21 protein-coding genes are annotated in these 22,129 nt (G+C 58.6%); 7 read left to right on the forward strand and 14 right to left on the reverse strand.

Going from position 1 to position 22,129, the window contains the following annotated elements:
• Positions 1–60: 60 nt before the first annotated feature.
• The 4 genes from LJU29_RS26765 to LJU29_RS26780 form a co-directional block, all read right to left on the reverse strand.
• Positions 61–504 carry a hypothetical protein gene (locus LJU29_RS26765; RefSeq protein WP_054995687.1) on the reverse strand — a complete coding sequence of 148 codons (444 nt, stop codon included), beginning with the start codon at positions 502–504 and terminating at the stop codon, positions 61–63.
• 250 nt (positions 505–754) lie between these two features.
• Positions 755–1,030: an HU family DNA-binding protein gene (locus LJU29_RS26770; protein ID WP_002555877.1), complete on the reverse strand. Its 276-nt coding sequence runs from the start codon at positions 1,028–1,030 to the stop codon at positions 755–757.
• Positions 1,031–1,220: 190 nt separating this feature from the next.
• Positions 1,221–2,369: an NAD(P)/FAD-dependent oxidoreductase gene (locus LJU29_RS26775; RefSeq protein ID WP_257111436.1), complete on the reverse strand. Its 1,149-nt coding sequence runs from the start codon at positions 2,367–2,369 to the stop codon at positions 1,221–1,223.
• Positions 2,370–2,406: 37 nt separating this feature from the next.
• A complete protein-coding gene (locus tag LJU29_RS26780) occupies positions 2,407–2,574 on the reverse strand; it encodes a rubredoxin (protein WP_257111437.1) in 168 nt (55 codons plus the stop codon).
• Positions 2,575–2,760: 186 nt separating this feature from the next.
• Between LJU29_RS26780 and LJU29_RS26785 the strand changes: the two genes are divergently transcribed.
• The 5 genes from LJU29_RS26785 to LJU29_RS26805 all read left to right on the forward strand — a co-directional run bounded on the left by LJU29_RS26785 (position 2,761) and on the right by LJU29_RS26805 (position 7,881).
• Positions 2,761–3,321 carry a chorismate--pyruvate lyase family protein gene (locus LJU29_RS26785; protein ID WP_005757030.1) on the forward strand — a complete coding sequence of 187 codons (561 nt, stop codon included), beginning with the start codon at positions 2,761–2,763 and terminating at the stop codon, positions 3,319–3,321.
• The gene (gene ubiA / locus LJU29_RS26790) at positions 3,321–4,211 is read left to right on the forward strand and encodes a 4-hydroxybenzoate octaprenyltransferase (RefSeq protein ID WP_057454083.1); all 891 of its coding nucleotides are present in this window, start codon (positions 3,321–3,323) and stop codon (positions 4,209–4,211) included. Before LJU29_RS26785 ends, ubiA begins: the two co-directional genes overlap by 1 nt.
• 168 nt (positions 4,212–4,379) lie before the next feature.
• A complete protein-coding gene (gene phoB, locus LJU29_RS26795) occupies positions 4,380–5,069 on the forward strand; it encodes a phosphate regulon transcriptional regulator PhoB (protein WP_002555882.1) in 690 nt (229 codons plus the stop codon).
• Positions 5,070–5,119: 50 nt separating this feature from the next.
• Complete coding sequence (phoR, locus tag LJU29_RS26800; protein ID WP_005744878.1) at positions 5,120–6,442, forward strand: phosphate regulon sensor histidine kinase PhoR; 1,323 nt, start codon at positions 5,120–5,122, stop codon at positions 6,440–6,442.
• 98 nt (positions 6,443–6,540) lie between these two features.
• Positions 6,541–7,881, forward strand: a complete 1,341-nt coding sequence (locus tag LJU29_RS26805; RefSeq protein ID WP_002555884.1) for a hemolysin family protein — start codon at positions 6,541–6,543, stop codon at positions 7,879–7,881.
• A gap of 822 nt (positions 7,882–8,703) precedes the next feature.
• Here LJU29_RS26805 and LJU29_RS26810 read toward each other — a convergent pair.
• The 8 genes from LJU29_RS26810 to LJU29_RS26845 all read right to left on the reverse strand — a co-directional run bounded on the left by LJU29_RS26810 (position 8,704) and on the right by LJU29_RS26845 (position 19,231).
• Positions 8,704–9,606: a peptidoglycan DD-metalloendopeptidase family protein gene (locus tag LJU29_RS26810; protein WP_054077386.1), complete on the reverse strand. Its 903-nt coding sequence runs from the start codon at positions 9,604–9,606 to the stop codon at positions 8,704–8,706.
• A 229-nt stretch (positions 9,607–9,835) separates the two neighbouring features.
• Entirely contained in the window at positions 9,836–10,726 is an 891-nt protein-coding gene (locus LJU29_RS26815; RefSeq protein WP_002555886.1) for a response regulator, read from the reverse strand.
• 203 nt (positions 10,727–10,929) lie between these two features.
• On the reverse strand, positions 10,930–11,691 hold the full coding sequence (phoU, locus tag LJU29_RS26820; RefSeq protein WP_002555887.1) for a phosphate signaling complex protein PhoU: 762 nt from the start codon (positions 11,689–11,691) through the stop codon (positions 10,930–10,932).
• Between the two features lie 70 nt (positions 11,692–11,761).
• Positions 11,762–12,595, reverse strand: coding sequence for a phosphate ABC transporter ATP-binding protein PstB (pstB, locus tag LJU29_RS26825; protein ID WP_057402029.1), 834 nt, complete (start codon positions 12,593–12,595; stop codon positions 11,762–11,764).
• Positions 12,596–12,661: 66 nt separating this feature from the next.
• Complete coding sequence (pstA, locus tag LJU29_RS26830; protein ID WP_257112890.1) at positions 12,662–14,278, reverse strand: phosphate ABC transporter permease PstA; 1,617 nt, start codon at positions 14,276–14,278, stop codon at positions 12,662–12,664.
• A gap of 69 nt (positions 14,279–14,347) precedes the next feature.
• Complete coding sequence (locus LJU29_RS26835) at positions 14,348–16,633, reverse strand: ABC transporter permease subunit (RefSeq protein WP_183137957.1); 2,286 nt, start codon at positions 16,631–16,633, stop codon at positions 14,348–14,350.
• A 142-nt stretch (positions 16,634–16,775) separates the two neighbouring features.
• Positions 16,776–17,774, reverse strand: coding sequence for a phosphate ABC transporter substrate-binding protein PstS (locus LJU29_RS26840; protein WP_122358717.1), 999 nt, complete (start codon positions 17,772–17,774; stop codon positions 16,776–16,778).
• A gap of 167 nt (positions 17,775–17,941) precedes the next feature.
• On the reverse strand, positions 17,942–19,231 hold the full coding sequence (locus tag LJU29_RS26845) for an MFS transporter (RefSeq protein WP_257111438.1): 1,290 nt from the start codon (positions 19,229–19,231) through the stop codon (positions 17,942–17,944).
• A 431-nt stretch (positions 19,232–19,662) separates the two neighbouring features.
• Between LJU29_RS26845 and LJU29_RS26850 the strand changes: the two genes are divergently transcribed.
• Together LJU29_RS26850 and LJU29_RS26855 are read left to right on the forward strand one after the other, a co-directional pair.
• A complete protein-coding gene (locus LJU29_RS26850) occupies positions 19,663–20,064 on the forward strand; it encodes an acyl-CoA thioesterase (RefSeq protein WP_002555893.1) in 402 nt (133 codons plus the stop codon).
• A gap of 91 nt (positions 20,065–20,155) precedes the next feature.
• Entirely contained in the window at positions 20,156–21,067 is a 912-nt protein-coding gene (locus tag LJU29_RS26855; RefSeq protein ID WP_257111439.1) for a D-hexose-6-phosphate mutarotase, read from the forward strand.
• A gap of 20 nt (positions 21,068–21,087) precedes the next feature.
• Here LJU29_RS26855 and LJU29_RS26860 read toward each other — a convergent pair whose 3' ends face one another.
• Positions 21,088–21,621 carry a DUF3299 domain-containing protein gene (locus LJU29_RS26860; RefSeq protein WP_002555895.1) on the reverse strand — a complete coding sequence of 178 codons (534 nt, stop codon included), beginning with the start codon at positions 21,619–21,621 and terminating at the stop codon, positions 21,088–21,090.
• Between the two features lie 82 nt (positions 21,622–21,703).
• Positions 21,704–21,949, reverse strand: a complete 246-nt coding sequence (locus LJU29_RS26865; protein ID WP_002555896.1) for a GlsB/YeaQ/YmgE family stress response membrane protein — start codon at positions 21,947–21,949, stop codon at positions 21,704–21,706.
• Between the last annotated feature and the right edge of the window lie 180 nt (positions 21,950–22,129).

The raw sequence follows: 22,129 nt of genomic DNA on the forward strand, positions 1-22,129 counted from the left end.
ACAAAACACTTGTTGAACGCAAGGATGCTGCTTCGCGTGGGAAGCAGCATCACGACAGCATTAACGAATACTGTTGATGTTGCCTTTGCTGCCGGTGACCTTCACATCAAGCTTCTTGAAGATGAAGTAGTCCTTGATGCTGACTTCATAACGCGGTGCCACGATCAGATCGGCACCGGAAGATTTGACCGCCTTGTAAGCCGCAGCAGCCTTGGTGGTCGATACCGGATCAGGCAGCGCCAGACCCAGACCGCCACCGCCGCTTGCACCGCCGTATGTCACGCCATCGGCGAACTGGTTATCGCCGCCGAAACTCAGGAAATTGAACAACACATTGGTGGAGGACTCGCCGCTGATGGTACCGCCTACCTTGACGTCCGCCTTGAGGTCGGTTTTGACCGTGCCTTCCAGCGGTGCGCTTGGCTGGCTGACGTTGTAGCTCACGCAGCCGCTGGTAGCGGCGATCAGAGTTGCAACCGCAGCAAACTTCCATAGCTTTTTCATTCGAGATTTCCCAAGAGTAATTGAAGGGGTGCAGCAGGGGCGGGACTCTAAGGGAATCAGCAATAAGAAAAAGTCAGGCAAAGCCGGGGTTTGAGAAGGCATTCATACGAAATTGAGTAGGACAATTCTCACGAAGAGCTTCGACGAGTGATCGGCGGCACAAACGACACAAACAAAAAGCGGGCAACCAGTCTGAGTGGTGTGCCCGCCTGTGAGTTGCCCGCCTCCCGCCGAGGCGCACAACAGGGTGTCAAGGGTTGACGCTGTCTTTCAGGGCTTTCCCCGGTTTGAAGGCCACTGTGTTGCTTGCCTTGATTTTAACCGGCTCCCCGGTCTGTGGGTTCTTGCCAGTCCGGGCACCGCGATGGCGTTGCAGAAAAGTACCGAAGCCTACCAGCGTGACACTGTCCTTACGGTGCAGTGCGCCAGTAATCTCTTCAAGGATGGCATTGAGAACACGATTGGATTGTTCTTTGGTGAGATCCGCCTTTTCAGCAATGGCGGCTGCAACTTCTGGTTTACGCATATGAAGCCTCTTTTACGGTTTTTTGTTTTTATGTCCCGCGCCGTTTTGTAAAAAACGGCAACAAGGCGCCGCGACGGCTCTATGTAGCGGCAGACAAGACCGAGGATGGCATGCCGAACCAGCCCGCGCCAGTGCGCAGGCGGGGTTTATTGGCAAAAATACGTGGTCTATCCGACAAAATGACGCGAAATTATGCCAATAACGCAGGCAAAACCTTGTTCAGTGCGAGTTTTTCCATAACTGCCGCACCGGTCAGCGCATAGCCCAGCAGATTACCGTCCGCGTCATGACACAGCGCCTTGATATCAGCCCCCTGCCCTTCGACACTCCAGCGGCCGTCGGTGCCACGCGGTGGCGGCGAAACCACCAGCGGGCAGGCTGGCGTCTTTACTGTGATCGGCATGGGGCCATATTTTACGGCAGTTGGTGTTCCGGCCAGCGTCTGGGCCAACGCCCGAGCGCAGCTCATCAACGGCATGACGTAGAGCAGATTGAGGCCATCGACTTCAGCGCAGTCGCCCAGCGCATGGATATTGGCGTGGGAGGTCTGCAACTGGCGATCCACCAGAATACCGCGCCCCGTCTGCAAGCCCGCGGCAGCGGCCAGATCGATGCGTGGGCGCAGACCAATGGCCGAAACCACCAGGTCGCAGTCAATCACCTGCCCGTCCGACAAATGTGCTTGCAGGCCGTCACCACTGCGATTCAGGCAGGTCAGCACCGGGCCCAGGTGGAAACGTGCACCCAGGCTTTCAAGGCCGGTCTTTACCGCAGCCGCAGCGGCAGGTGGCAACAGGGTTGGCATGACCTGCTCGCACGGCGCGACCAGATCCACTTCATAACCGCCCAGAATCAGATCGTTGGCAAACTCGCAACCAATAAGCCCGGCCCCCAGAATCAGAACCCGACGCTTTCCCGCCGCAGCCGCTCGAAAACGGGCGTAGTCCTGAAGGTCGTTGATCGGGAAAATCGCATCGCCTGCATCACCTTCCACCGGTACGCGGATGGTTTCAGCCCCCCAGGCCAGCACCAGATCGCGGTAGTGAACCGCTTCTTCACCGATCCACAGACGCTTGTGACCCGGGTCGATCCCGCTGATCCGCGTATGCGTGCGAATTTCAGCCTTGAGCTGATCGGCCATTGCACCGGGCTCGGCCATGCTCAACCCGTCGGCTTCCTTGTTTTTGCCAAAGCCGGTGGAAAGCATCGGTTTGGAATAGGACCGACCATTATCGGCCGTGATCAATAGCAGCGGCGTGTCTGCGTCCAGTTTGCGAAACTCTCGGGCGAGGTTGTAACCCGCAAGGCCGGTGCCGATGATGACCACAGGTGCGCTCATTGTTCTTCCCTATTCATTATTTTTCTGCTGGCTGCTATCAGCCGATTTCGATCATCTCAAAGTCCATTTTGCCCACACCGCAATCCGGGCACAGCCAGTCTTCCGGCACATCCTGCCAGAGCGAACCAGGCGCAATCCCGTCATCCGGCCAGCCGTCGGCTTCGTTATAGATCAGGCCACAGACGATGCATTGCCACTTCTTCATGTTCGGTTCTCTCGTTTATCAGGCTAAATAGCGTGTGACGGTCGATTGCCGTCTGAACGGGCGTTGTACTGATCGGCAGGCCCGGATGCAAGTCTGATTCTATAACCTGACGTACTACCGGCGGTCGGTCGGGGCCTGCAATCATGCTAAGCTCGCGGCCTCGTTGGCTGCCGGAACTGGCTTACCGTGACCCAGCAATCCCCCGCATTCATTAGCCCGATCTGGCTCAAGCGCGAGCAATTGATCGATGTGCCCGAACCATTAATGCTCGACTGGTTGTTCAATCAGGACTCCCTCACACGCCGGCTGGACCGTTTGTCTGACGGTGGTTTCAGCGTATTTCCGCAATTCGAAGGCTGGCAGGCTTTGCGCCGTGATGAGTGTCTGGCGCTGGGCCTGCCACTTGCCAGCGAAGGCTGGGTGCGCGAAGTGTACTTGCGCGGTAATGACAACAACTGGGTATTCGCTCGTAGTGTAGCCGCCCGCAGCGCTTTGCAGGACGGTGGCCTGAATATGGATGAGCTGGGCACGCGCTCGCTGGGTGAGTTGCTGTTCAGCGACCCTGCGTTCGCGCGCGGCACCCTTGAAGTGTGTCATTACCCTGAAGCCTGGCTGCCTGACGCTGTTGCAGCTCGCGGACTATGGGCACGCCGCTCGCGATTCAGTCGTGGTGCGTTGAGCGTGCTGGTCGCCGAAGTGTTCCTGCCCGCTCTGTGCAATACGATCCATGACAAGGACCCTGTCTGATGTACCTGTCCCTTCTCAAATCCCTCAATCGCCTTAGCCCCCGCGCCTGGGACTTTATCCAGCTGACACGTATCGACAAGCCCATAGGCATTTACCTGCTGCTGTGGCCAACCCTGTGGGCAGTCTGGATTGCGGGCAAGGGCTCGCCGTCGCTGAAGACAGTGTTCATCTTCGTGGTGGGCGTATTTCTGATGCGCGCGGCAGGCTGCGTGATCAATGACTTCGCCGACCGCAAGGTGGATGGCCACGTCAAACGCACCGAGCAGCGTCCTCTGGTCAGTGGCAAAGTCAGCTCACGGGAAGCGCTGGCGCTGTTTGCGGTGCTGGTCGGCCTGAGCTTTGTGCTGGTGCTGTTTACCAATGCGACAACCATCTGGCTGTCGTTCGGCGGTCTGGCGCTGGCTGCCTGCTATCCATTCATGAAGCGCTACACCTATTACCCGCAAGTGGTGCTGGGTGCTGCGTTTTCGTGGGGCATGCCGATGGCATTTACCGCAGAAACCGGCGACCTGCCAGCTGCGGCCTGGCTGCTGTACATCGCCAACCTGCTATGGACCGTGGGCTACGACACCTATTACGCAATGGTCGATCGTGACGATGACCTGAAAATCGGCGTGAAATCCACTGCCGTACTGTTCGGCGATGCCGACCGGGTGATCATCCTGACCCTGCAAGGTCTGGCGCTGGGTTGCATGATGCTGGCCGGCGCGCGTTTTGAATTGGGTGCGTGCTTCTACATAGGCCTGCTGGCAGCAGCAGGATGCTTTGCCTGGGAATTCTGGAGCACCCGTCAGCGCGAGCGGGACGCCTGCTTCAAGGCTTTTTTGCACAACCACTGGGCCGGGCTGGCGATATTTTTGGGTATCGTCGCCGACTATGCGGTGCGCTGAAAACAGCCACCGCCAGCCTCTTTCCGACTGAAATAAACGCAGGATCGCGAGGCCCGCCGACCTCCCGAAACCTGTCGGCGTGCTAGCCTCAACCACACCTGTCACACGACTGCAATAATTCCGTTATCTAATGCGCCCCAAGACAGTTAAATGACAAGAGGTTCGAGCATGGCTGGCAGGAGCATCCTGATCGTTGACGACGAAGCGCCTATTCGTGAAATGATCGCCGTTGCGTTGGAAATGGCTGGATACGACTGTATTGAAGCCGAAAACTCTCAGCAGGCCCATGCGATTATCGTCGACCGCAAACCTGACCTGATTCTGCTCGACTGGATGCTGCCTGGCACATCCGGCATCGAACTGGCCCGTCGCCTTAAACGTGATGAACTGACCGGGGACATCCCGATCATCATGCTCACTGCCAAGGGTGAAGAGGACAACAAGATCCAGGGCCTGGAAGTCGGCGCTGACGATTACATCACCAAGCCCTTCTCGCCCCGCGAGCTGGTGGCACGTCTCAAGGCCGTGCTGCGTCGTGCCGGCCCGACTGATGGCGAAGCACCTATCGAAGTCGGGGGTCTGCTGCTCGACCCGATCAGCCACCGCGTCACCATCGACGGCAAACCGGCTGAAATGGGCCCCACCGAATACCGTCTGCTGCAATTTTTCATGACCCACCAGGAGCGCGCCTACACCCGTGGCCAGTTGCTGGATCAGGTCTGGGGCGGCAACGTCTACGTCGAAGAGCGTACGGTTGATGTGCACATCCGCCGCCTGCGCAAGGCCTTAGGCGATGCGTATGAAAATCTGGTACAAACCGTACGCGGCACTGGCTATCGCTTCTCGACAAAGAGCTGACAGGCGTTGCGTCGACGCAGGGCAGTGACCAGACAAGGATTTACCCTTAATTGAATCAAAATTGGCACGGCACCTTGATACGCCACATGTTGTTGCTGGTCACCGCCTGCCTGTTGGTCGGCCTGATCAGTGGACAGTATGGCTGGAGCCTGGCCACCGGACTGGGCCTGTATCTGGCCTGGACCCTCAAACAACTGCTGCGCCTGCATGACTGGCTGAGCAGTCACAAGGCTGATGAGCCTCCTCCGGACGGTTATGGTCTGTGGGGCGAAGTGTTCGACAGCATCTACCACCTGCAACGCCGTGATCAGCGTGTCCGCGGCCGCCTCCAGGCGGTCATCGACCGGGTACAGGAATCCACCGCCGCCCTGCGCGATGCCGTAATCATGCTCGACAGCGACGGCAACCTGGAATGGTGGAACCGTGCCGCTGAAACCCTGCTGGGTTTAAAGACGCCGCAGGACAGTGGTCAGCCCGTGACCAATCTGGTCCGGCATCCGCGCTTCAAAGAGTACTTTGCGCTGGGCGACTACAGCGAGCCGCTGGAGATTCCCTCACCGACCAATGATCGCTTGCGCATTCAGTTGTTGATTACCCGTTACGGCAACAATGAGCACCTGATGCTGGTGCGCGATGTGACGCGCATCCATCAGCTGGAGCAGATGCGCAAAGACTTCGTCGCCAACGTGTCTCATGAGTTGCGCACGCCACTGACGGTGATATTCGGTTATCTGGAAACCCTGCTCGATAACGTGGACGAGGTCAATCCGCGCTGGGTGCGGGCGCTGCAACAGATGCATCAGCAAGGCGGGCGCATGCAGACGCTGCTCAACGACTTGCTGCTGCTGGCCAAGCTCGAGGCTACCGATTACCCATCGGACAATCATCCGGTAATGGTCAGTACCTTGCTCAAAACCATCACCGCCGATGCCAACGCGTTGTCGGGCAGCAAGAACCAGCAGATCCACCTGAGCCTGGAAAGCGATATGCGCCTCAAGGGCAGCGAAAGCGAGCTGCGCAGCGCGTTTTCCAACCTGATCTTCAATGCCGTCAAGTACACCCCGGCAGAAGGCGTCATCCGTATCCGCTGGTGGGCCGACGAGCGGGGCGCGCACCTGAGCGTGCAGGATTCGGGGATCGGCATCGAGACCAAACACCTGCCGCGCCTGACTGAACGTTTCTACCGGGTCGATACCAGCCGCGCGTCGAATACCGGCGGTACAGGGCTGGGGCTGGCCATCGTCAAACATGTGCTGCTGCGCCATCGCGGCAACCTTGAAATCAACAGTGTTCCCGGCAAGGGCAGTGTTTTTACCTGTCACTTTGCCAGCGGCCAACTGTCCAAACCCGTGCACGACGATTCAGACTACTAGGCAATCGCGCCTTGAGCCGCTACATTGCCGGGCTCATAGCGTCTTCTCTGGCGTGACATTACCCTCTTCTGTTAATACGGACCCTGCAAAACCCCATCATGGACCCTTCCCCTAGTTTCAACCTGTCTTCACTCTTCGCCGATTTCGGCATGATTCTTTTTGCTTTGTTCCTGGTCCTGCTCAACGGCTTTTTCGTTGCGGCAGAATTCGCCATGGTCAAACTGCGCTCGACCAAGGTTGAAGCCATTGCCGACAAGAACGGCTGGCGCGGGCACATTCTGCGCAAGGTACACGGCCAGCTGGATGCCTACCTTTCAGCCTGCCAGCTGGGTATCACCCTCGCCTCCCTGGGCCTGGGCTGGGTCGGTGAACCGGCGTTCGCGCATCTGCTGGAGCCGTTGCTCGCAGCGCTGGGCGTCGATACTCCGGAGCTGATCAAGGGCGTGTCGTTTTTCACTGCGTTCTTCATCATTTCCTACCTGCACATTGTCATCGGCGAGCTGGCCCCCAAATCCTGGGCGATCCGCAAACCGGAACTGCTGTCGCTGTGGACAGCGGCCCCGTTGTACTTCTTCTATTGGTTGATGTACCCGGCGATCTACCTGCTCAACGCCAGCGCCAACGCCATTTTGCGCATTGCAGGCCAGGGTGAACCCGGTCCGCATCACGAACACAGCTACAGCCGCGATGAGCTGAAGCTGATTCTGCACTCCAGCCGTGGCCAGGACCCCAGCGATCAGGGCATGCGCGTGCTGGCGTCTGCTGTCGAAATGGGCGAGCTGGAAGTGGTCGACTGGGCCAACTCCCGCGAAGACATGGTGTCGCTGGACTTCAATGCGCCGCTCAAGGAAATCCTCGCCTTGTTCCGCCGCCACAAATTCAGCCGTTATCCGCTGTATGACGCTGAACGTGGCGAGTTTGTCGGCCTGCTGCACATCAAGGACCTGCTGCTGGAACTGGCGGCGCTGGACCACATCCCGGAGTCGTTCAACCTGGCTGAACTCACCCGCCCGCTGGAGCGTGTTTCGCGACACATGCCGCTTTCGCAGCTGCTGGAGCAGTTCCGCAAGGGCGGCGCGCACTTTGCCGTGGTCGAGGAAGCCGACGGCAAGATCGTCGGCTACCTGACCATGGAGGACGTGCTTGAAGTGTTGGTGGGCGACATTCAGGACGAACATCGCAAGGTGGAGCGCGGCATTCTCGCGTACCAGCCGGGCAAACTGCTGGTACGGGGCGATACGCCGTTGTTCAAGATCGAGCGTCTGCTGGGCATCGATCTGGACCACATCGAAGCCGAGACACTGGCCGGTCTGATCTACGACACACTCAAGCGCGTGCCGGAAGAAGAAGAGCAAATGGAAGTCGAAGGCCTGCGCATCATCATCAAGAAGATGAAAGGCCCGAAAATCGTACTCGCCAAGGTGCTGAAGCTGGACTGACCCTATCAGGTCTACCCGTTCAAGAGCGGACGCAAGGTGTTCTACCGAACGCCTATCGTTCCTCACGCTCCAGCGTGGGAATGCCTTGGGTGACGCTCCGCGTCACAAATCTGCGCCACGCCGCATACTCAAAAGCGGACGCAGAGCGTCCAGAACTGCATACCCACGCGGAGCATGGGCACGATAGGTGCTCTCCCGAATGCCTATCGTTCCTCACGCTCCAGCGTGGGAATGCCGTGGGTGACGCTCCGCGTCACAAATCTGCGCCACGCCGCATACTCAAAAGCGGACGCAGAGCGTCCAGAACTGCATACCCACGCGGAGCATGGGCACGATAGGTGCTCTCCCGAACGCCTATCGTTCCTCACGCTCCAGCGTGGGAATGCCTTGGGTGACGCTCCGCGTCACAAATCTGCGCCACGCCGCATACTCAAAAGCGGACGCAGAGCGTCCAGAACTGCATACCCACGCGGAGCATGGGCACGATAGGTGCTCTCCCGAATACCTATCGTTCCTCACGCTCCAGCGTGGGAATGCCTTGGGTAACGCTCCGCGTCACAAATCTGCGCCACGCCGCATACTCAAAAGCGGACGCAGAGCGACCAGAACTGCATACCCACGCGGAGCATGGGCACGATAGGTGCTCTCCCGAACGCCTATCGTTCCTCACGCTCCAGCGTGGGAATGCCTTGGGTGACGCTCCGCGTCACAGATCTGCGCCACGCCGCATACTCAAAGCGGACGCGGAGCGCCCTGAACGGCATACCGACGCGGAGCGTCGGCAAGATAGTCAAAGCGTCGCCCGAGCCGCTCCCACAGCAGTCAATTCCCGCCGACGGCGAAGTTGGGCAGGCTCTGCACTGGTCTGGCGAATTCGTAAGGGATCGATACCAGTTCATGGCCCGAATTGCGTTGCACGACAAAGTGCAGATGCGGGCCGGTGCTGTTTCCGGTATTACCCGACCGCGCCAGCGCGGTTCCGACGCTGACCCGCTGACCTTCCCTGACACTCACCGAACCGCGCATCAGATGCAGATAGACGCCCATCGTGCCGTCTTCGTGCAGAATCCGTACGAAGTTGCCTGACGCATTCGAACCCCTCCCTGACTGGCTGTTTTCGATCTTTATCACCGTCCCGCCGCGTGCGGCGATGATCGGCGTGCCTTCGGGCATGGCAATGTCCATTGCATAGCGGCCCTTGGCACCGTAATGACTGTATTTGCCATTCGGCCCCTGAGTCAGGCGAAACGGTCCGCCAATCCACGGTAATGGGTATTTATAGGCCTGCACCGAACCTTTGGGATCGCCCAGGGTTGAAGTCAGCACCGAGGCGTAGTTCATCGGCTTGCTCCCCACTTTGGGGCTCAGCACCACCACACGTTCATTACTGCGCGCAGGGATCGTGCGGCGTAGCGTTGCTGACGAGCCAGAGACGCCCAGCACGTTGGTCACACTGGAAAGCTTGAGTTCGACCTCGACCGGGGCGTACAGATCGTTGCGCACGTACAGGCTGTGCACGCCCTTTTCACGTCTGACACTCAAATGCACCTGGCCGTCGATACGCTCGACCATCCGGTCCCGAAACACCATGACCGATGCGCCAGGTGTTGGCCGATCCGAGAACGACACCACGCCATCGGCATCAGTGAATTTATAGATCGTGACTGCCCCGGCCGACTGCACAGTCAACGTCAGGGCAAACAGGATAAGCAGGCGTGCAAGCATCAGAGGCGTTCGGGTTCAAGGGCACTGGGTGCCAAGCCTAGCAGCCTTGCAGACAGAAGAGGACTCGTCGGTATCAATCGGACATGAATAACGCGCCAGACAAGCCACGGACACAGCATGATCAGCGAGGGGGTGATTGCAGCGGGGTGAAGTTATTAGGTAGCTGTGCAGTAGGTATTTGGGGCATGCCAACGCGAACGTCGGCATGCCAGTCAGCAGGAGGCGTGTATCAGGCTCCGGGGATGAAGTGCTTCTGAGCCGTGCCACGTGCGATCAGGCGCGACAGGTAGTCGAGCTTCTGCGCATCCTGATCGACAAAGCGGAAAGTCACTTGCAGCCATTCACTGTCAGGCTTCTGCTCGAACGCGGCAACGGAGTGCAGGTAGCCATTCAGGCGTGCGACCTCGTTGCTCTCGCCTTGCTCAAGGTCCAGTACCGCACTGTCGAGCACCTGCGGCAGGTTTTCGCTGACGCGTATCACCAGTGTGGCGTCTTTCAGCGTCAAAGCCTTGATCACGCACGACTGAATGCCGTTGGGCAGGCGCAACTGACCCTGTCCACGACCGGCAGGCTCCGGCGATTTGGCTGCTACAGGCGGCGCTTTGGCGATACCGGCAGGCGCGGCAGCTGGCGTGGCGCGAACCACTTCGGCCTTGCCGCCGGTCAATGCACTGAGCGAGTCATTGAGCGGCGAGTTCATGCGTGCCGGGGCTGTGGACATGACCGCATCAAGCTTGCCGACCTTTGCCAGCGCCTTCTTGACCTTGGTCAGCAACTGCTCGTTGGTGAACGGTTTGCCGACAAAATCGGTCACGCCGGCCTGAATAGCCTGCACGACGTTTTCCTTGTCGCCACGGCTGGTCACCATGATGAACGGCACGGTTCTCAGGTAATTGTCTTGCTCACGACACCATGTCAACAGCTCCAGGCCGGACATCTCGGGCATTTCCCAGTCGCACAGAATCAGATCGAACGACTCTTTGCCCAGCAAAGCCTGAGCCTTGCGACCATTGACTGCGTCCTCGGTATGAATCCCGGGAAAATAATTGCGCAGCCCTTTCTTGACCAAGTCGCGAATGAAAGTCGCGTCATCCACCACCAATACACTGACCTTACTCATCGACGCTCCTGCGGGCGTGTTCACCTGAAGGCGAACTGCGGTATGCCAACACGCCCTTTGTTTCGGCAAGCATAGCGTTGACCGATAGCCAACTGCCATATTGATTGACTGCGCCGCGACATTTAATCCGCAGGCGACGGGAATACTCGTCTGCACAACGAAAAACGCCCAGCGCATGCTGGGCGTTTTTCTCGCAGGCAATCTTACTTATCGTCAGCGTCGCCCGGAACATTAGCGGTTTCGCTCGAGATACCCTGCACTTCTTCCTTCATGCGCTTGAGCCCCATGTGCCGCACGTCGGTGCCCCGCACCAGATAAATCACCAGCTCGGAAATGTTGCGAGCATGGTCGCCGATGCGCTCCAGAGAGCGCAGCACCCAGATGACGTCCAGCACGCGGGAGATCGAGCGTGGATCTTCCATCATGTAGGTCGCCAGCTCGCGCAGGGCGGTTTTGTACTCACGATCGATGGTCTTGTCGTACTGCGCCACCGACAGGGCCAGCTCGGCGTCGAAACGCGCGAACGAGTCCAGGGCATCGCGAACCATGTTGCGCACCTGATCACCGATATGACGGACCTCGACATAACCGCGTGGCGCCTCGCCCTCTTCGCAGAGTTTGATGGCACGGCGGGCGATCTTGGTGGCTTCATCACCGATGCGCTCCAGGTCGATCACCGACTTGGAAATGCTGATGATCAGGCGCAGATCGGACGCCGCTGGCTGGCGACGAGCCAGGATGCGCAGGCATTCTTCGTCAATGCTGCGCTCCATCTGATTGATCCGGTCGTCGACCTCGCGAACGCGCTGGGCAAGACCGGAGTCGGCCTCGATCAGTGCCGTGACAGAATCGTTCACCTGCTTCTCGACCAGACCACCCATTTCGAGCAAATGGCTGCGAACGTCTTCGAGTTCAGCGTTGAACTGTTGGGAAATGTGATGCGTATGGCTGTCTTTGTGGATCATGCTGGGTGTCCTTGGAACGTCCGGTTAATAGCGAAAACGCAGCGGTGGTTCAGGTCTGACGAAGCACGTCCTAGCCGTAACGACCGGTGATGTAGTCTTCTGTCTGTTTTTTTGCCGGGTTGGTGAACAAGGTGTCTGTATCACCGAACTCGACAAGTTTGCCCATGTACATAAACGCGGTGTAATCCGACACCCGAGCCGCCTGCTGCATGTTGTGCGTAACGATCACAATGGTGTATTTCGATTTCAGTTCGTAGATCAGTTCTTCGACTTTAAGGGTCGAAATCGGGTCAAGTGCCGAGCAGGGTTCGTCGAGCAGCAAAACTTCCGGCTCCACGGCGATCGTTCGGGCAATGACCAGACGCTGTTGCTGCCCTCCGGACAAACCCAACGCCGACTCATGCAGTCGATCCTTGACCTCATCCCAGAGCGCAGAGGCTTTCAGCGCCCACTCGACGGCTTCATCGAGTACGCGCTTCTTGTTGATCCCCTGAATACGCAGCCCGTAGACCACGTTTTCATAAATCGTCTTGGGGAACGGATTGGGCTTCTGAAACACCATGCCGACGCGGCGACGCAACTCGGCGACTTCCTCGCCCTTGGTGTAGATGTTGTGCCCGTACAGGTTGATCGCGCCCTCGACCCGGCAACCATCGACCAGGTCGTTCATGCGGTTGAAGCAGCGCAACAACGTCGATTTGCCACACCCGGACGGACCGATGAACGAGGTCACCTTCTGCTTCGGGATATTCAGGGCAATATCGAACAGCGCCTGCTTGTCGCCATAGAACAGATTCAGGCCCGGCACTTCGATGGCCACGCTCTCATCGGCCAGATCCAAGCGTTGCTTGTGACGCCTCAGGGCCGACATGTTCATGCCGTGAGTCGGGCTTTCATGCTGCATGGATTGCTCCTGTGCGAACGATTCGCTTCATCGAACGGCTGCGTTTGCCAAAGGGCGAATTCGGGATCAATTGTCGAGCGCCTTATATTTTTCCCGCAAATGGTTACGGATACTCACAGCCGAGAGATTGAGCAAGGCGATGACCAGCACCAGCAACAGCGCGGTGGCGTAGACCAGCGGGCGTGCCGCCTCGACGTTCGGGCTCTGGAAGCCGACGTCGTAAATGTGGAAACCCAGGTGCATGATCTTCTGATCGAGATGCAGATAAGGATAGTTGCCATCCAGCGGCAGCGACGGGGCCAGTTTGACCACGCCCACCAGCATCAATGGCGCAACTTCCCCGGCGGCACGCGCCACCGCCAGAATCAGGCCGGTCATCATTGCCGGGCTGGCCATTGGCAATACAATCTTCCACAGCGTCTCGGCCTTGGTCGCGCCCAGCGCCAGCGAGCCTTCGCGCAGGGTCAGCGGAATACGCGCCAACCCTTCTTCGGTGGCCACGATCACCACCGGCACGGCCAGCAGCGCCAGGGTCAGCGAGGCCCATAACAGGCCTGGCGTACCAAACGTCGGGGCTGGCAGCGCTTCAGGAAAGAACAGCCGGTCTACCGAGCCGCCGAGCACATAAACGAAAAACCCGAGGCCGAACACGCCGTACACAATCGCCGGCACACCGGCCAGGTTGTTCACCGCAATGCGGATCAGCCGGGTAACCGGCCCCTGACGCGCGTACTCGCGCAGGTAAACCGCTGCCAGCACACCGAACGGCGTCACGATCACTGCCATGATCAGGGTCATCATCACCGTGCCGAAGATAGCCGGGAAAATACCCCCTTCGGTGTTGGCTTCGCGAGGGTCGTCACTGAGAAATTCCCACAGTTTCTGGAAGTAGAAACCCAGCTTGGTAACGGTGCCCATCGCGTTGGGCTGGTAAGCACGCACCACTTTGCCCAGGCTGAGTTCGATTTCTTTGCCATTGCCATCGCGTGCCGTCAGGCTGTCGCGATCGAAAGCCTCATGCAGACCGTCCAGACGCCCCTCGATGACCTTGTAACGCGCGTCCAGCTCGGCACGTTCTGCAGCCATGTCAGCTTGCGCAGCGGCATCGAGCCGGCCATTGAGTTCCAGCTTGCGGGCCTGCAGACGCAGGCGCTCAATACCGTGATTGATGGCCCCGATGTCTTTCTTTTCCAGAATGTAGAGTTCGTCAGCCAGCTTTTCGACGCGTTTGATGCGCTCTTGCAGGATCGGCCAGGCAGCTTCGCCTTGCGCCACTATCCGGCCATCTTCCTTGACGTTGACCAGATAGCCGTAGAAATTGCCCCACTCCCGGCGCTCCAGTGTCATCAGTTCGGCAGGACGGCTCTGGTCGGTCAACCAGTCGCCCACAACCCAGGTGAAATCGCTGGGGTTGAGGTCACGGTTGCCAACCTTGAACAGCTCACGGGTCATGAACTCCGGCCCTTGGTCAGGCACCGGCAGACCCGCGCTTTTCAAACGCGCACGAGGAACCTGTTCCTGCTCGACCCGCTCACCGACCAGCACACTCGATTCCTGACTGGGCACCGCATAACGTGCGACCACCAGATCAGCGGGCCAGAAGTGCCCAAGACCCCGCACGGCGATCACTGCCAGCAGGCCGATGGTCATGATGACAGCGATGGATACGGCACCCGCACTCATCCAGACGCCAGGGGCGCCGCTTCTGAACCAGCTCTTGAGGGAGTTCCGCTTCACCAACGCCTACCTTCCTTACAACGCCGAGTATTGCTTGCGCAGTCGCTGACGAATCAACTCTGCGAGGGTGTTCATCACGAAGGTGAACATCAACAGCACCAAGGCCGCCAGAAACAGCACCCGATAATGGCTGCCGCCCACTTCCGACTCCGGCATCTCCACCGCGACATTGGCCGCCAGCGTGCGCATGCCTTCAAACAGATTCATGTCCATGATCGGCGTGTTGCCGGTCGCCATCAGCACAATCATGGTTTCCCCCACCGCCCGGCCCATGCCGATCATCAAGGCCGAAAAAATACCGGGGCTGGCGGTCAGGATGACTACACGCGTCAGGGTCTGCCACGGCGTCGCGCCCAGCGCCAGAGAGCCCAGTGTCAGGCTGCGCGGCACGCTGAACACGGCGTCTTCGGCAATTGAATAGATGTTGGGGATCACCGCGAAACCCATTGCAATGCCGACCACCAACGCGTTGCGCTGATCGTAGGTGATGCCCAGTTGGTCGCGGATCCATGTGCTCATGTCGCCGCCGAAGAACCAGCTCTCCAGGTGCGGACTCATGCTCAGTGAAAACCAGCCCACCAATAGCACAACGGGAATCAGGATCGCGCCTTCCCAGCCATCGGGCACGCGCAGGCGAAGCGAGTCAGGCAGACGGGTCCAGAAAAAGCCCGCCAGCAAAATGCCGATCGGCGTGAGTAGCAGCAAACTGAAGATGCCCGGCAAATGACCTTCCAGGTACGGCGCCAGAAACAATCCGGCAAAGAAACCGAGAATCACCGTCGGCATCGCTTCCATCAATTCAATCACCGGCTTGACCTTGCGGCGCATGCCCGGCGCCATGAAGTAGGCGGTGTAGATCGCGGCAGCCACGGCCAGCGGCGCGGCCAGCAGCATGGCGTAGAACGCCGCTTTCAGGGTGCCGTAGGTCAACGGTGCCAGGCTCAGCTTCGGCTCGAAGTCGGAGTTGGACGCCGTGGATTGCCAAACGTACTTGGGCTCGTCGTAATTCTCATACCAGACCTTGCCCCATAGCGAGCTCCAGGAGACTTCCGGGTGCGGGTTGTCCAGCGCCAGCGGCAACAGCTTGCCAGCGCTTTCGATCAGAACCCGGTTGGCGCGCGGCGATAACGCCAGAATGCCGGGACCGTCAGTTACCTTGTCGATCAGCAAGGTTCGGTGCGCGGTGCTGTGGAACACGCCAAGCCTTCCCGAGGCGTCCAGAGCAATGAAGCCCTTGCGCCGCTGTTCGGCCTTGATCTGCTCGATAGGTGCGCTGCCCATTTTAAAGTCGCGGATGCGCATCAGACGCTGCTCGCCGTCAGTGTCCCGGGCCATGAACCACTGGGACATGCTGCCCTTTGAGTTGCCAATGATCAGCGAAATACCGCCGACCAGTTGGGCACTCGCCGTGATCTCGGCGTTACCGTCTTCCAGCAATTTATAGCGGCCATTGAGGGTTCGGTCGCGCAGGCTGAACACATCCGCCTGAGCGCGACCATTGATGACATACAACCATTGCTGGCGCGGGTCGATGTAAATCGCTTTAACGGCGGCCGACATCTGCGGTAGCTCGATGCGCGTCTGCTCACGCGTCATCTCGCCGGTCATCATGTTTTCTTTCTGCTCGAGCGAAATAACGTGCAACTGAGTACCGGTAGACCCTGCCAGCTTCAGGCTGTCGCCATCGGCACTGACGGTCACATGCTCGACTGCACGACCGGCCTCATCCAGCACCAAAGGCGCTTCGCCGTAGGGCCAGGCCACGCTCGGGGTGATGGTTTTCTGATTGTTCGGGTAGGTCGTCAGGTACGAGTGCCTGAACACCAGCACCTGGCCATTGGACAGTCCCAGGGCTATCAATGGCGCGCCGGGCTGATCCTTGCCGATGGAAGCGACAGACACGCCAGCGGGCAGTGGCAAGACAACCTTATGCAGCTCTGCGCCATCCTTGACGTTGAAAAAGATGACTTCACCCTTGTCGGAAATGCGCATCCCGATCTGGTTCTGCTCTTCGATTGCGATCATCAACGGCGCACCCGCACCCTGCATCCAGGCGGTATTCAGCACGGGTTCGGAGGTGAGGCTTGCGCCTTTGAAGAGCGGCGCGACGACATAGGCCAGATAGAAGAAGATCAGTGTGATAGCCGCCAGAACGGCAAGGCCACCAATAGCGACGTACCAGTGAGTGAGGCGATCCTTGAACGCACGGACACGACGCTTTCTCACCATCGCAGGCGTATTGAAATCAATACGCGCTGGAGGCGAGCTTTGGTCCATCGTCGATTTGAACAGCTCATTCATGCGCACACACCGTAGACGCCTTGTATGACAGAAACATTACAGCAAGGTGACGCAAGAAAGCCCGCTGCCTGCGAAACCGGCGGCGGACTGTTCAATTTGTATGTAGGCCAGTCCATTGAGCCCCGCTCCAACGCGTACGTGACTACTTTACCGACACGCCGCCCGCGCCCTGCAGGCCAAGATCGGCCAGCGTCTTCTCGACGACACGGGCCGGCAGCGGGATATAACCGTCCTTCATCACCACTTCCTGGCCCTGTCTCGACAGCACCAGTTTTACAAACTCGGCCTCCAGCGGCGCCAAGGGCTGGTTCGGCGCCTTGTTCACGTACACATAAAGGAAGCGCGACAGTGGATAACTGCCGTTAAGGGTATTGGCTTCGCTGTCTTCGACAAACTCGCCCCCTTCCTTCTTCGCCAGCGGCACAGTTCTGACGTTGGATGTCTTGTAACCGATGCCCGAATAACCGATGCCGTTAAGCGAATTGCTGATCGCGCTGACCACCGAAGCAGAGCCGGGCTGCTCGTTGACGTTGGCCTTGAAGTCGCCTTTGCACAGCGCTTCTTCCTTGAAATAACCGTAGGTACCCGACACTGAGTTACGACCGAACAACTGGATCGGTTTCCCTGCCAGATCGCCGATCACGCCAACATCGCCCCAGGTTTTCGCATCCGCCCTGGCACCACACAGCCGGGTCGCAGAAAAGATTGCGTCCACCTGCTGCAGGGTCAGGCCCTTGATCGGATTGTCCTTGTGCACGAATACGGCCAATGCGTCCACAGCGACCGGAATAGCGGTCGGTTTGTAGCCATGCTTCTGCTCGAAAGCCGACAGCTCGCCGTCTTTCATCCTGCGGCTCATCGGGCCCAGATTGGCCGTGCCCTCGGTCAGCGCGGGTGGCGCCGTGGAGGAGCCGGCCGCTTGAATCTGGATGTTCACGCTCGGGTATTCTTTCTTGTAGGCCTCGGCCCACAGGGTCATCAGATTTGCCAGAGTATCGGAGCCGACACTGGAGAGATTGCCCGACACACCGGAGGTCCTGGTATAGGCCTTGATGGCAGGGTCGACGGCAGCCAGCGTATTGGCTGCCGTCGCGCTGGCGGCAACCCATATCAGTGCAGCCATCAAACGCTTGAGTGTCATCCTTGCGCTCCTGGCAGGGTATGTAGGTGTCCACAAGCCTTTTGGGCCAGTCTTGTGACTACTCTATGAATTGATTATGACAATAAGATGAAAAGGCCATCGCCCCTCGCAGGGAGATAGCCTTTCGCTGTAGCGGATACCTTGAGCGTTTTACCAGTGGGTGCTGATCAACGCTTTCTGGTGAGCAAAAACACGCCGATTGCCATACCCAGGCCGCAGAGAATCGCGACATACCAGGCCGAGCCCATCGGGCTGCTCTTGAGCATGAACGTCACCACCATCGGCGTCAGCCCCCCGAAAATGGCGTATGCCAGGTTGTAGGAGAACGACAGCCCGGAGAAACGCACCACGGGCGGGAAAGCCTTGACCATGACATAAGGAACCGCGCCGATAGTGCCAACGAACAGCCCTGTCACGGCATACAGCGGGAACAGCACTTCCGGATGGCTGCCGAGGATGTGATAGAACGTCCAGGAACTGACCAGCAACCCTGCGCTGCCCAGCAGAAACACCCAGCCTGCGCCGAAACGATCCGCCAGGGCGCCCGCTGCGATGCAACCCACGCTCAGGAAGACAATTGCCAGGCTGTTGGCTTTCAGAGCGGTAGCGGCCGGAAAGCCATAGATGGTTTGCAGAATGGTCGGAGTCATCAGGATAACGACGATGATGCCGGCCGAGAGCAACCAGGTCATCAGCATCGACAGCGCAACGGCGCCACGATGATCACGCAGCACCGCCTTGAGCGGCACTTCTTCAGCCAGCGCCTTGCGCAGTTGCAGTTCGGCGAACACCGGCGTTTCGTGCAACAGACGGCGCAGATAAACCGACATCAGGCCAAACACGCCGCCCAGCAGGAAAGGGATCCGCCAGGCGTAATCCGACACTTCGACCGGGGTATAAATACTGTTGATCGCCGTGGCGACCAGCGAGCCCAGCAAGATGCCCGCTGTCAGGCCCGCGGTCAGGGTGCCGCAGGCATACCCGACACGCCGTGCAGGCACATGCTCGGACACGAAGACCCAAGCGCCAGGCACTTCACCGCCGATGGCGGCACCTTGAATGACGCGCATCAACAGCAGCAGAATCGGCGCCCACATGCCGATCTGTGCGTAGGTCGGTAGCAGACCCATGATCAGGGTCGGCACCGCCATCATGAAAATGCTCAGCGTGAACATTTTCTTGCGCCCCAGCAGATCGCCGAAGTGCGCCATGATAATGCCGCCCAGGGGCCTCGCCAGATAACCGGCGGCGAAAATGCCGAACGTCTGCATCATGCGCAGCCAGTCGGGCATGTCCACCGGGAAAAACAGCTTGCCGACCACCGCCGCGAAAAACACGAAAATGATGAAGTCGTAGAACTCCAGCGCGCCACCCAAAGCAGACAGCGAAAGGGTTTTGTAATCGCTGCGGGTCAAAGGCCGCGCAGGCTGCGTGGAACTTGAAGGAACAGATGACATGACAAGGCTTCTCTTTACTTGTTCTTTAAAAAGGGGCAAGCGACAGCAACGCTGGCTGCTGCGGGGTGCCGTGCAGAAGCGATTGTCGAGGGCAAAGGCGCAGATAGGCACCAAAATTGCGTGTACAGGCAGTCTTGTCACCTGTAGAGGTCCAGCAAGATAGCAAATTGCTCTCAAAAACACATGTCAAGAACTGCATCATTACAAAATGGAAACCAGACGGTCGTTCTATGACGCAACGCCCGATATACTCGCAAGTCGTCAGCAGCACTGGGAAGTTGTGCGAAAACGTCTGAATCAGCGGGTTTCGCAGAGTTTCTCTATGGGCCACACCAGCACTGGACACACAATGTTCATGCGCATGGTTTTGAATGGCGCCTGTTAACCGCGGCATACAATAATGAGAGTCATGGGTCAGAGGCACCCTAGGCATGATCGAGCTCGAACAAGAAGATCCAACTCCGCAAGGCGACCTTGCACTGCAAATTACCGCCCTTCCCCGCGAAACCAATGGCTTTGGCGACATCTTCGGCGGCTGGCTGGTCTCCCAGATGGACCTGGCGGGTACAGCCATGGCCAGTAAAGTGGCCGGCGGCCGTGTAGCGACCGTGGCGATTGATCGCATGGCGTTTCTGGTCCCGGTCGCAGTTGGCGAGCAGCTTTCCTTTTACACCCGCACCCTGGAAGTCGGACGCACCTCGATCAAGATGATGGTCGAAGTGTGGAGCGATGACCCGCTCACCAGCGAATGGCGCAAGGTCACTGAGGCCGCATTCGTGTTCGTGGCCATAGATTCCAGCGGGCGGACACGCTCGGTTCCCGCACGACGGTAACTGGTTGCTCAACCCAAGGATGGCTGCCCGGTTAAACTCACCTTGCGTGAAGCGGTCTATTTTCGTCACGGTCATTGAGTGAGAACTTTGCATGCCAACATCCCCGGTTGAACCCAACGTTGAATCTGTCCAGTACGACGAACTGAACTGCTGGCGTATTCGCCACGGCGAAGCAGAGCTGGTGGTTGCGCAGCAGGGCGCGCATATCCTCAGCTATCAAGTGGCAGGACAGCAGCCTCTGGTGTGGCTGAATGAAGAGGCGGTTTTCAAGCAAGGCAAACCCATTCGCGCGGGCATGCCCATCTGCTGGCCGTGGTTCGGTAACCTGGAACGCAACCCGCAAAGCGTGCAGGCAATGCGCGACAGCAGCGAACCTGCCAAGGCGCATGGTGAAGTGCGAGCGCTGGATTGGCAGTTGCTGGGGATCGGAGCAGATGGCGATGCACTGCTGGTGGAGTTCGTCCTTCCGGAAGCCGAAGGCCACCTGCCAGGCTGGCCGCACAACGTCGCCCTGAAACTCAGCATCCGTCTGGACCATGCCCTGAACGTCAGTCTGGTCAGCTACAACTGCGGCACAGAATCTGTCGTTATCAGCCAGGCGCTGCATACCTATTTCGCCGTCAGCGATGTTCGTCAGGTCAGCGTCGAAGGGCTCGACGGCCTGCGCTACATCGAAACCCTGGCAAACTGGGAAGAACGTGAACAGGCCGGCGACCTGACGTTCACTGGCGAAACCGACCGTATCTACAAGGATACGCCGGGGGTACTCAGCATCGTTGACCCCCAATGGCAGCGCCGCATCCATATCCGCAGTACCGGCTCGAAATCAGCCATCCTGTGGAACCCGTGGATCGAGAAAACCGGCAAATTCACCGACATGGCAGCAGATGGCTGGCAGCGCATGGTCTGCGTCGAAACGGCCAACGTGCTGGACGATGTGGTGACGCTGGCCCCCGACCAGATGCATGTTCTGGGTGTGAGTATCTGGAGCGAGGCGCTCTGATCAGTTATTGATCAAGCCCATCAAAGGTCCGACTCAACCACAACGCGGACCTTTGACGCATCCATCGCATACGCCGCATCAGCCAGATCGTTACTGACCTTCTCGATTTTCAGGGTGCCTTCTACCCACAGTGGTGTGTAGATATCATCCAGTTTCAGGCCTTTGGGGTAACGCACCAGCACCAATTGGTTGGGCGGCGGTGGCGGAACGTGAATGCAGGCGCCTGGATAGGGCACGATGAAGAACAGCGTGCTGTGGCCCTTGGCATCGGTTTCGAGGGGTACAGGGTAACCGCCAAGACGAATGGTCTTGCCGTTCATTGCCGGGACGGTCTTGGTCGAATACATGACCGCTGGCAAACCCTTGCTCTGCTTCAAGCCACCCTTGCTGTCGAACGTGCCCATCGCTTCCGGAGAGTTGTGGTCAATCTCGGGCATGGCTTCGAGAGCTTTTTGATCGGACTTGGGCATCAACTCAAGCCAGTCGGTTTCCGGCAACTGGGCGTGTGCAAGCCCGGACAGCAGCAGAAGAGTCATCAACAAGAAGCGGCGCATGATAAAGCTCGGCAAAGAAGGAAGAGTTGCCGCGCATTCTAGCCCTCTGTACTGCGCAGAACAGAGGGCTGAACATTAAACGTTATTTCTTTTTGATCATGCCGTAGATAACCAGTAGGATGATTGCACCTACCAGCGCGCCGAGGAAACCTGCACCCTCGCCCGCTTGATAGATACCCAGCGCCTGACCACCATAAGTGGCTGCGAGCGAGCCGGCGATACCCAGTACGATGGTCATGATCCAGCCCATGCTGTCGTCGCCCGGCTTCAGGAAGCGAGCCAGCAGACCAACGATCAGGCCGATAAAGATGGTTCCAATGATACCCATGCCATTCCCCTCTGTATTAAGTGAATATGCCTGGGCTAATGAGCAGCCCCGACCTACTGCTATCTGAGAACAGCGGCAGGGAATGGTTCCGGCGCAATGGACAGTTTGCTTCGAGGTGGAGGATTCTTCATGAATGACAGGGCCTGGCGACAGCGCAGAACGGCTAAACAGGGCTGACAC

The sequence above is a fragment of the Pseudomonas ficuserectae genome, assembly GCF_024584585.1.
Taxonomy (GTDB): domain Bacteria; phylum Pseudomonadota; class Gammaproteobacteria; order Pseudomonadales; family Pseudomonadaceae; genus Aquipseudomonas; species Aquipseudomonas amygdali.

What these genes read in the sequence shown, in the direction of transcription:
- LJU29_RS26845 (WP_257111438.1), bottom strand. Translation starts at nt 19,231, where the DNA reads ATGTCATCTGTTCCTTCAAGTTCCACGCAGCCTGCGCGGCCTTTGACC.
- LJU29_RS26865 (WP_002555896.1), bottom strand. Translation starts at nt 21,949, where the DNA reads ATGGGTATCATTGGAACCATCTTTATCGGCCTGATCGTTGGTCTGCTG.
- ubiA (WP_057454083.1), top strand. Translation starts at nt 3,321, where the DNA reads ATGTACCTGTCCCTTCTCAAATCCCTCAATCGCCTTAGCCCCCGCGCC.
- LJU29_RS26780 (WP_257111437.1), bottom strand. Translation starts at nt 2,574, where the DNA reads ATGAAGAAGTGGCAATGCATCGTCTGTGGCCTGATCTATAACGAAGCC.
- phoB (WP_002555882.1), top strand. Translation starts at nt 4,380, where the DNA reads ATGGCTGGCAGGAGCATCCTGATCGTTGACGACGAAGCGCCTATTCGT.
- LJU29_RS26855 (WP_257111439.1), top strand. Translation starts at nt 20,156, where the DNA reads ATGCCAACATCCCCGGTTGAACCCAACGTTGAATCTGTCCAGTACGAC.
- LJU29_RS26840 (WP_122358717.1), bottom strand. Translation starts at nt 17,774, where the DNA reads ATGACACTCAAGCGTTTGATGGCTGCACTGATATGGGTTGCCGCCAGC.
- LJU29_RS26765 (WP_054995687.1), bottom strand. Translation starts at nt 504, where the DNA reads ATGAAAAAGCTATGGAAGTTTGCTGCGGTTGCAACTCTGATCGCCGCT.
- pstA (WP_257112890.1), bottom strand. Translation starts at nt 14,278, where the DNA reads ATGAGTGCGGGTGCCGTATCCATCGCTGTCATCATGACCATCGGCCTG.
- LJU29_RS26810 (WP_054077386.1), bottom strand. Translation starts at nt 9,606, where the DNA reads ATGCTTGCACGCCTGCTTATCCTGTTTGCCCTGACGTTGACTGTGCAG.
- LJU29_RS26775 (WP_257111436.1), bottom strand. Translation starts at nt 2,369, where the DNA reads ATGAGCGCACCTGTGGTCATCATCGGCACCGGCCTTGCGGGTTACAAC.
- LJU29_RS26860 (WP_002555895.1), bottom strand. Translation starts at nt 21,621, where the DNA reads ATGCGCCGCTTCTTGTTGATGACTCTTCTGCTGCTGTCCGGGCTTGCA.
- LJU29_RS26835 (WP_183137957.1), bottom strand. Translation starts at nt 16,633, where the DNA reads ATGAATGAGCTGTTCAAATCGACGATGGACCAAAGCTCGCCTCCAGCG.
- phoU (WP_002555887.1), bottom strand. Translation starts at nt 11,691, where the DNA reads ATGATCCACAAAGACAGCCATACGCATCACATTTCCCAACAGTTCAAC.
- LJU29_RS26850 (WP_002555893.1), top strand. Translation starts at nt 19,663, where the DNA reads ATGATCGAGCTCGAACAAGAAGATCCAACTCCGCAAGGCGACCTTGCA.
- LJU29_RS26815 (WP_002555886.1), bottom strand. Translation starts at nt 10,726, where the DNA reads ATGAGTAAGGTCAGTGTATTGGTGGTGGATGACGCGACTTTCATTCGC.
- pstB (WP_057402029.1), bottom strand. Translation starts at nt 12,595, where the DNA reads ATGCAGCATGAAAGCCCGACTCACGGCATGAACATGTCGGCCCTGAGG.
- LJU29_RS26805 (WP_002555884.1), top strand. Translation starts at nt 6,541, where the DNA reads ATGGACCCTTCCCCTAGTTTCAACCTGTCTTCACTCTTCGCCGATTTC.
- LJU29_RS26770 (WP_002555877.1), bottom strand. Translation starts at nt 1,030, where the DNA reads ATGCGTAAACCAGAAGTTGCAGCCGCCATTGCTGAAAAGGCGGATCTC.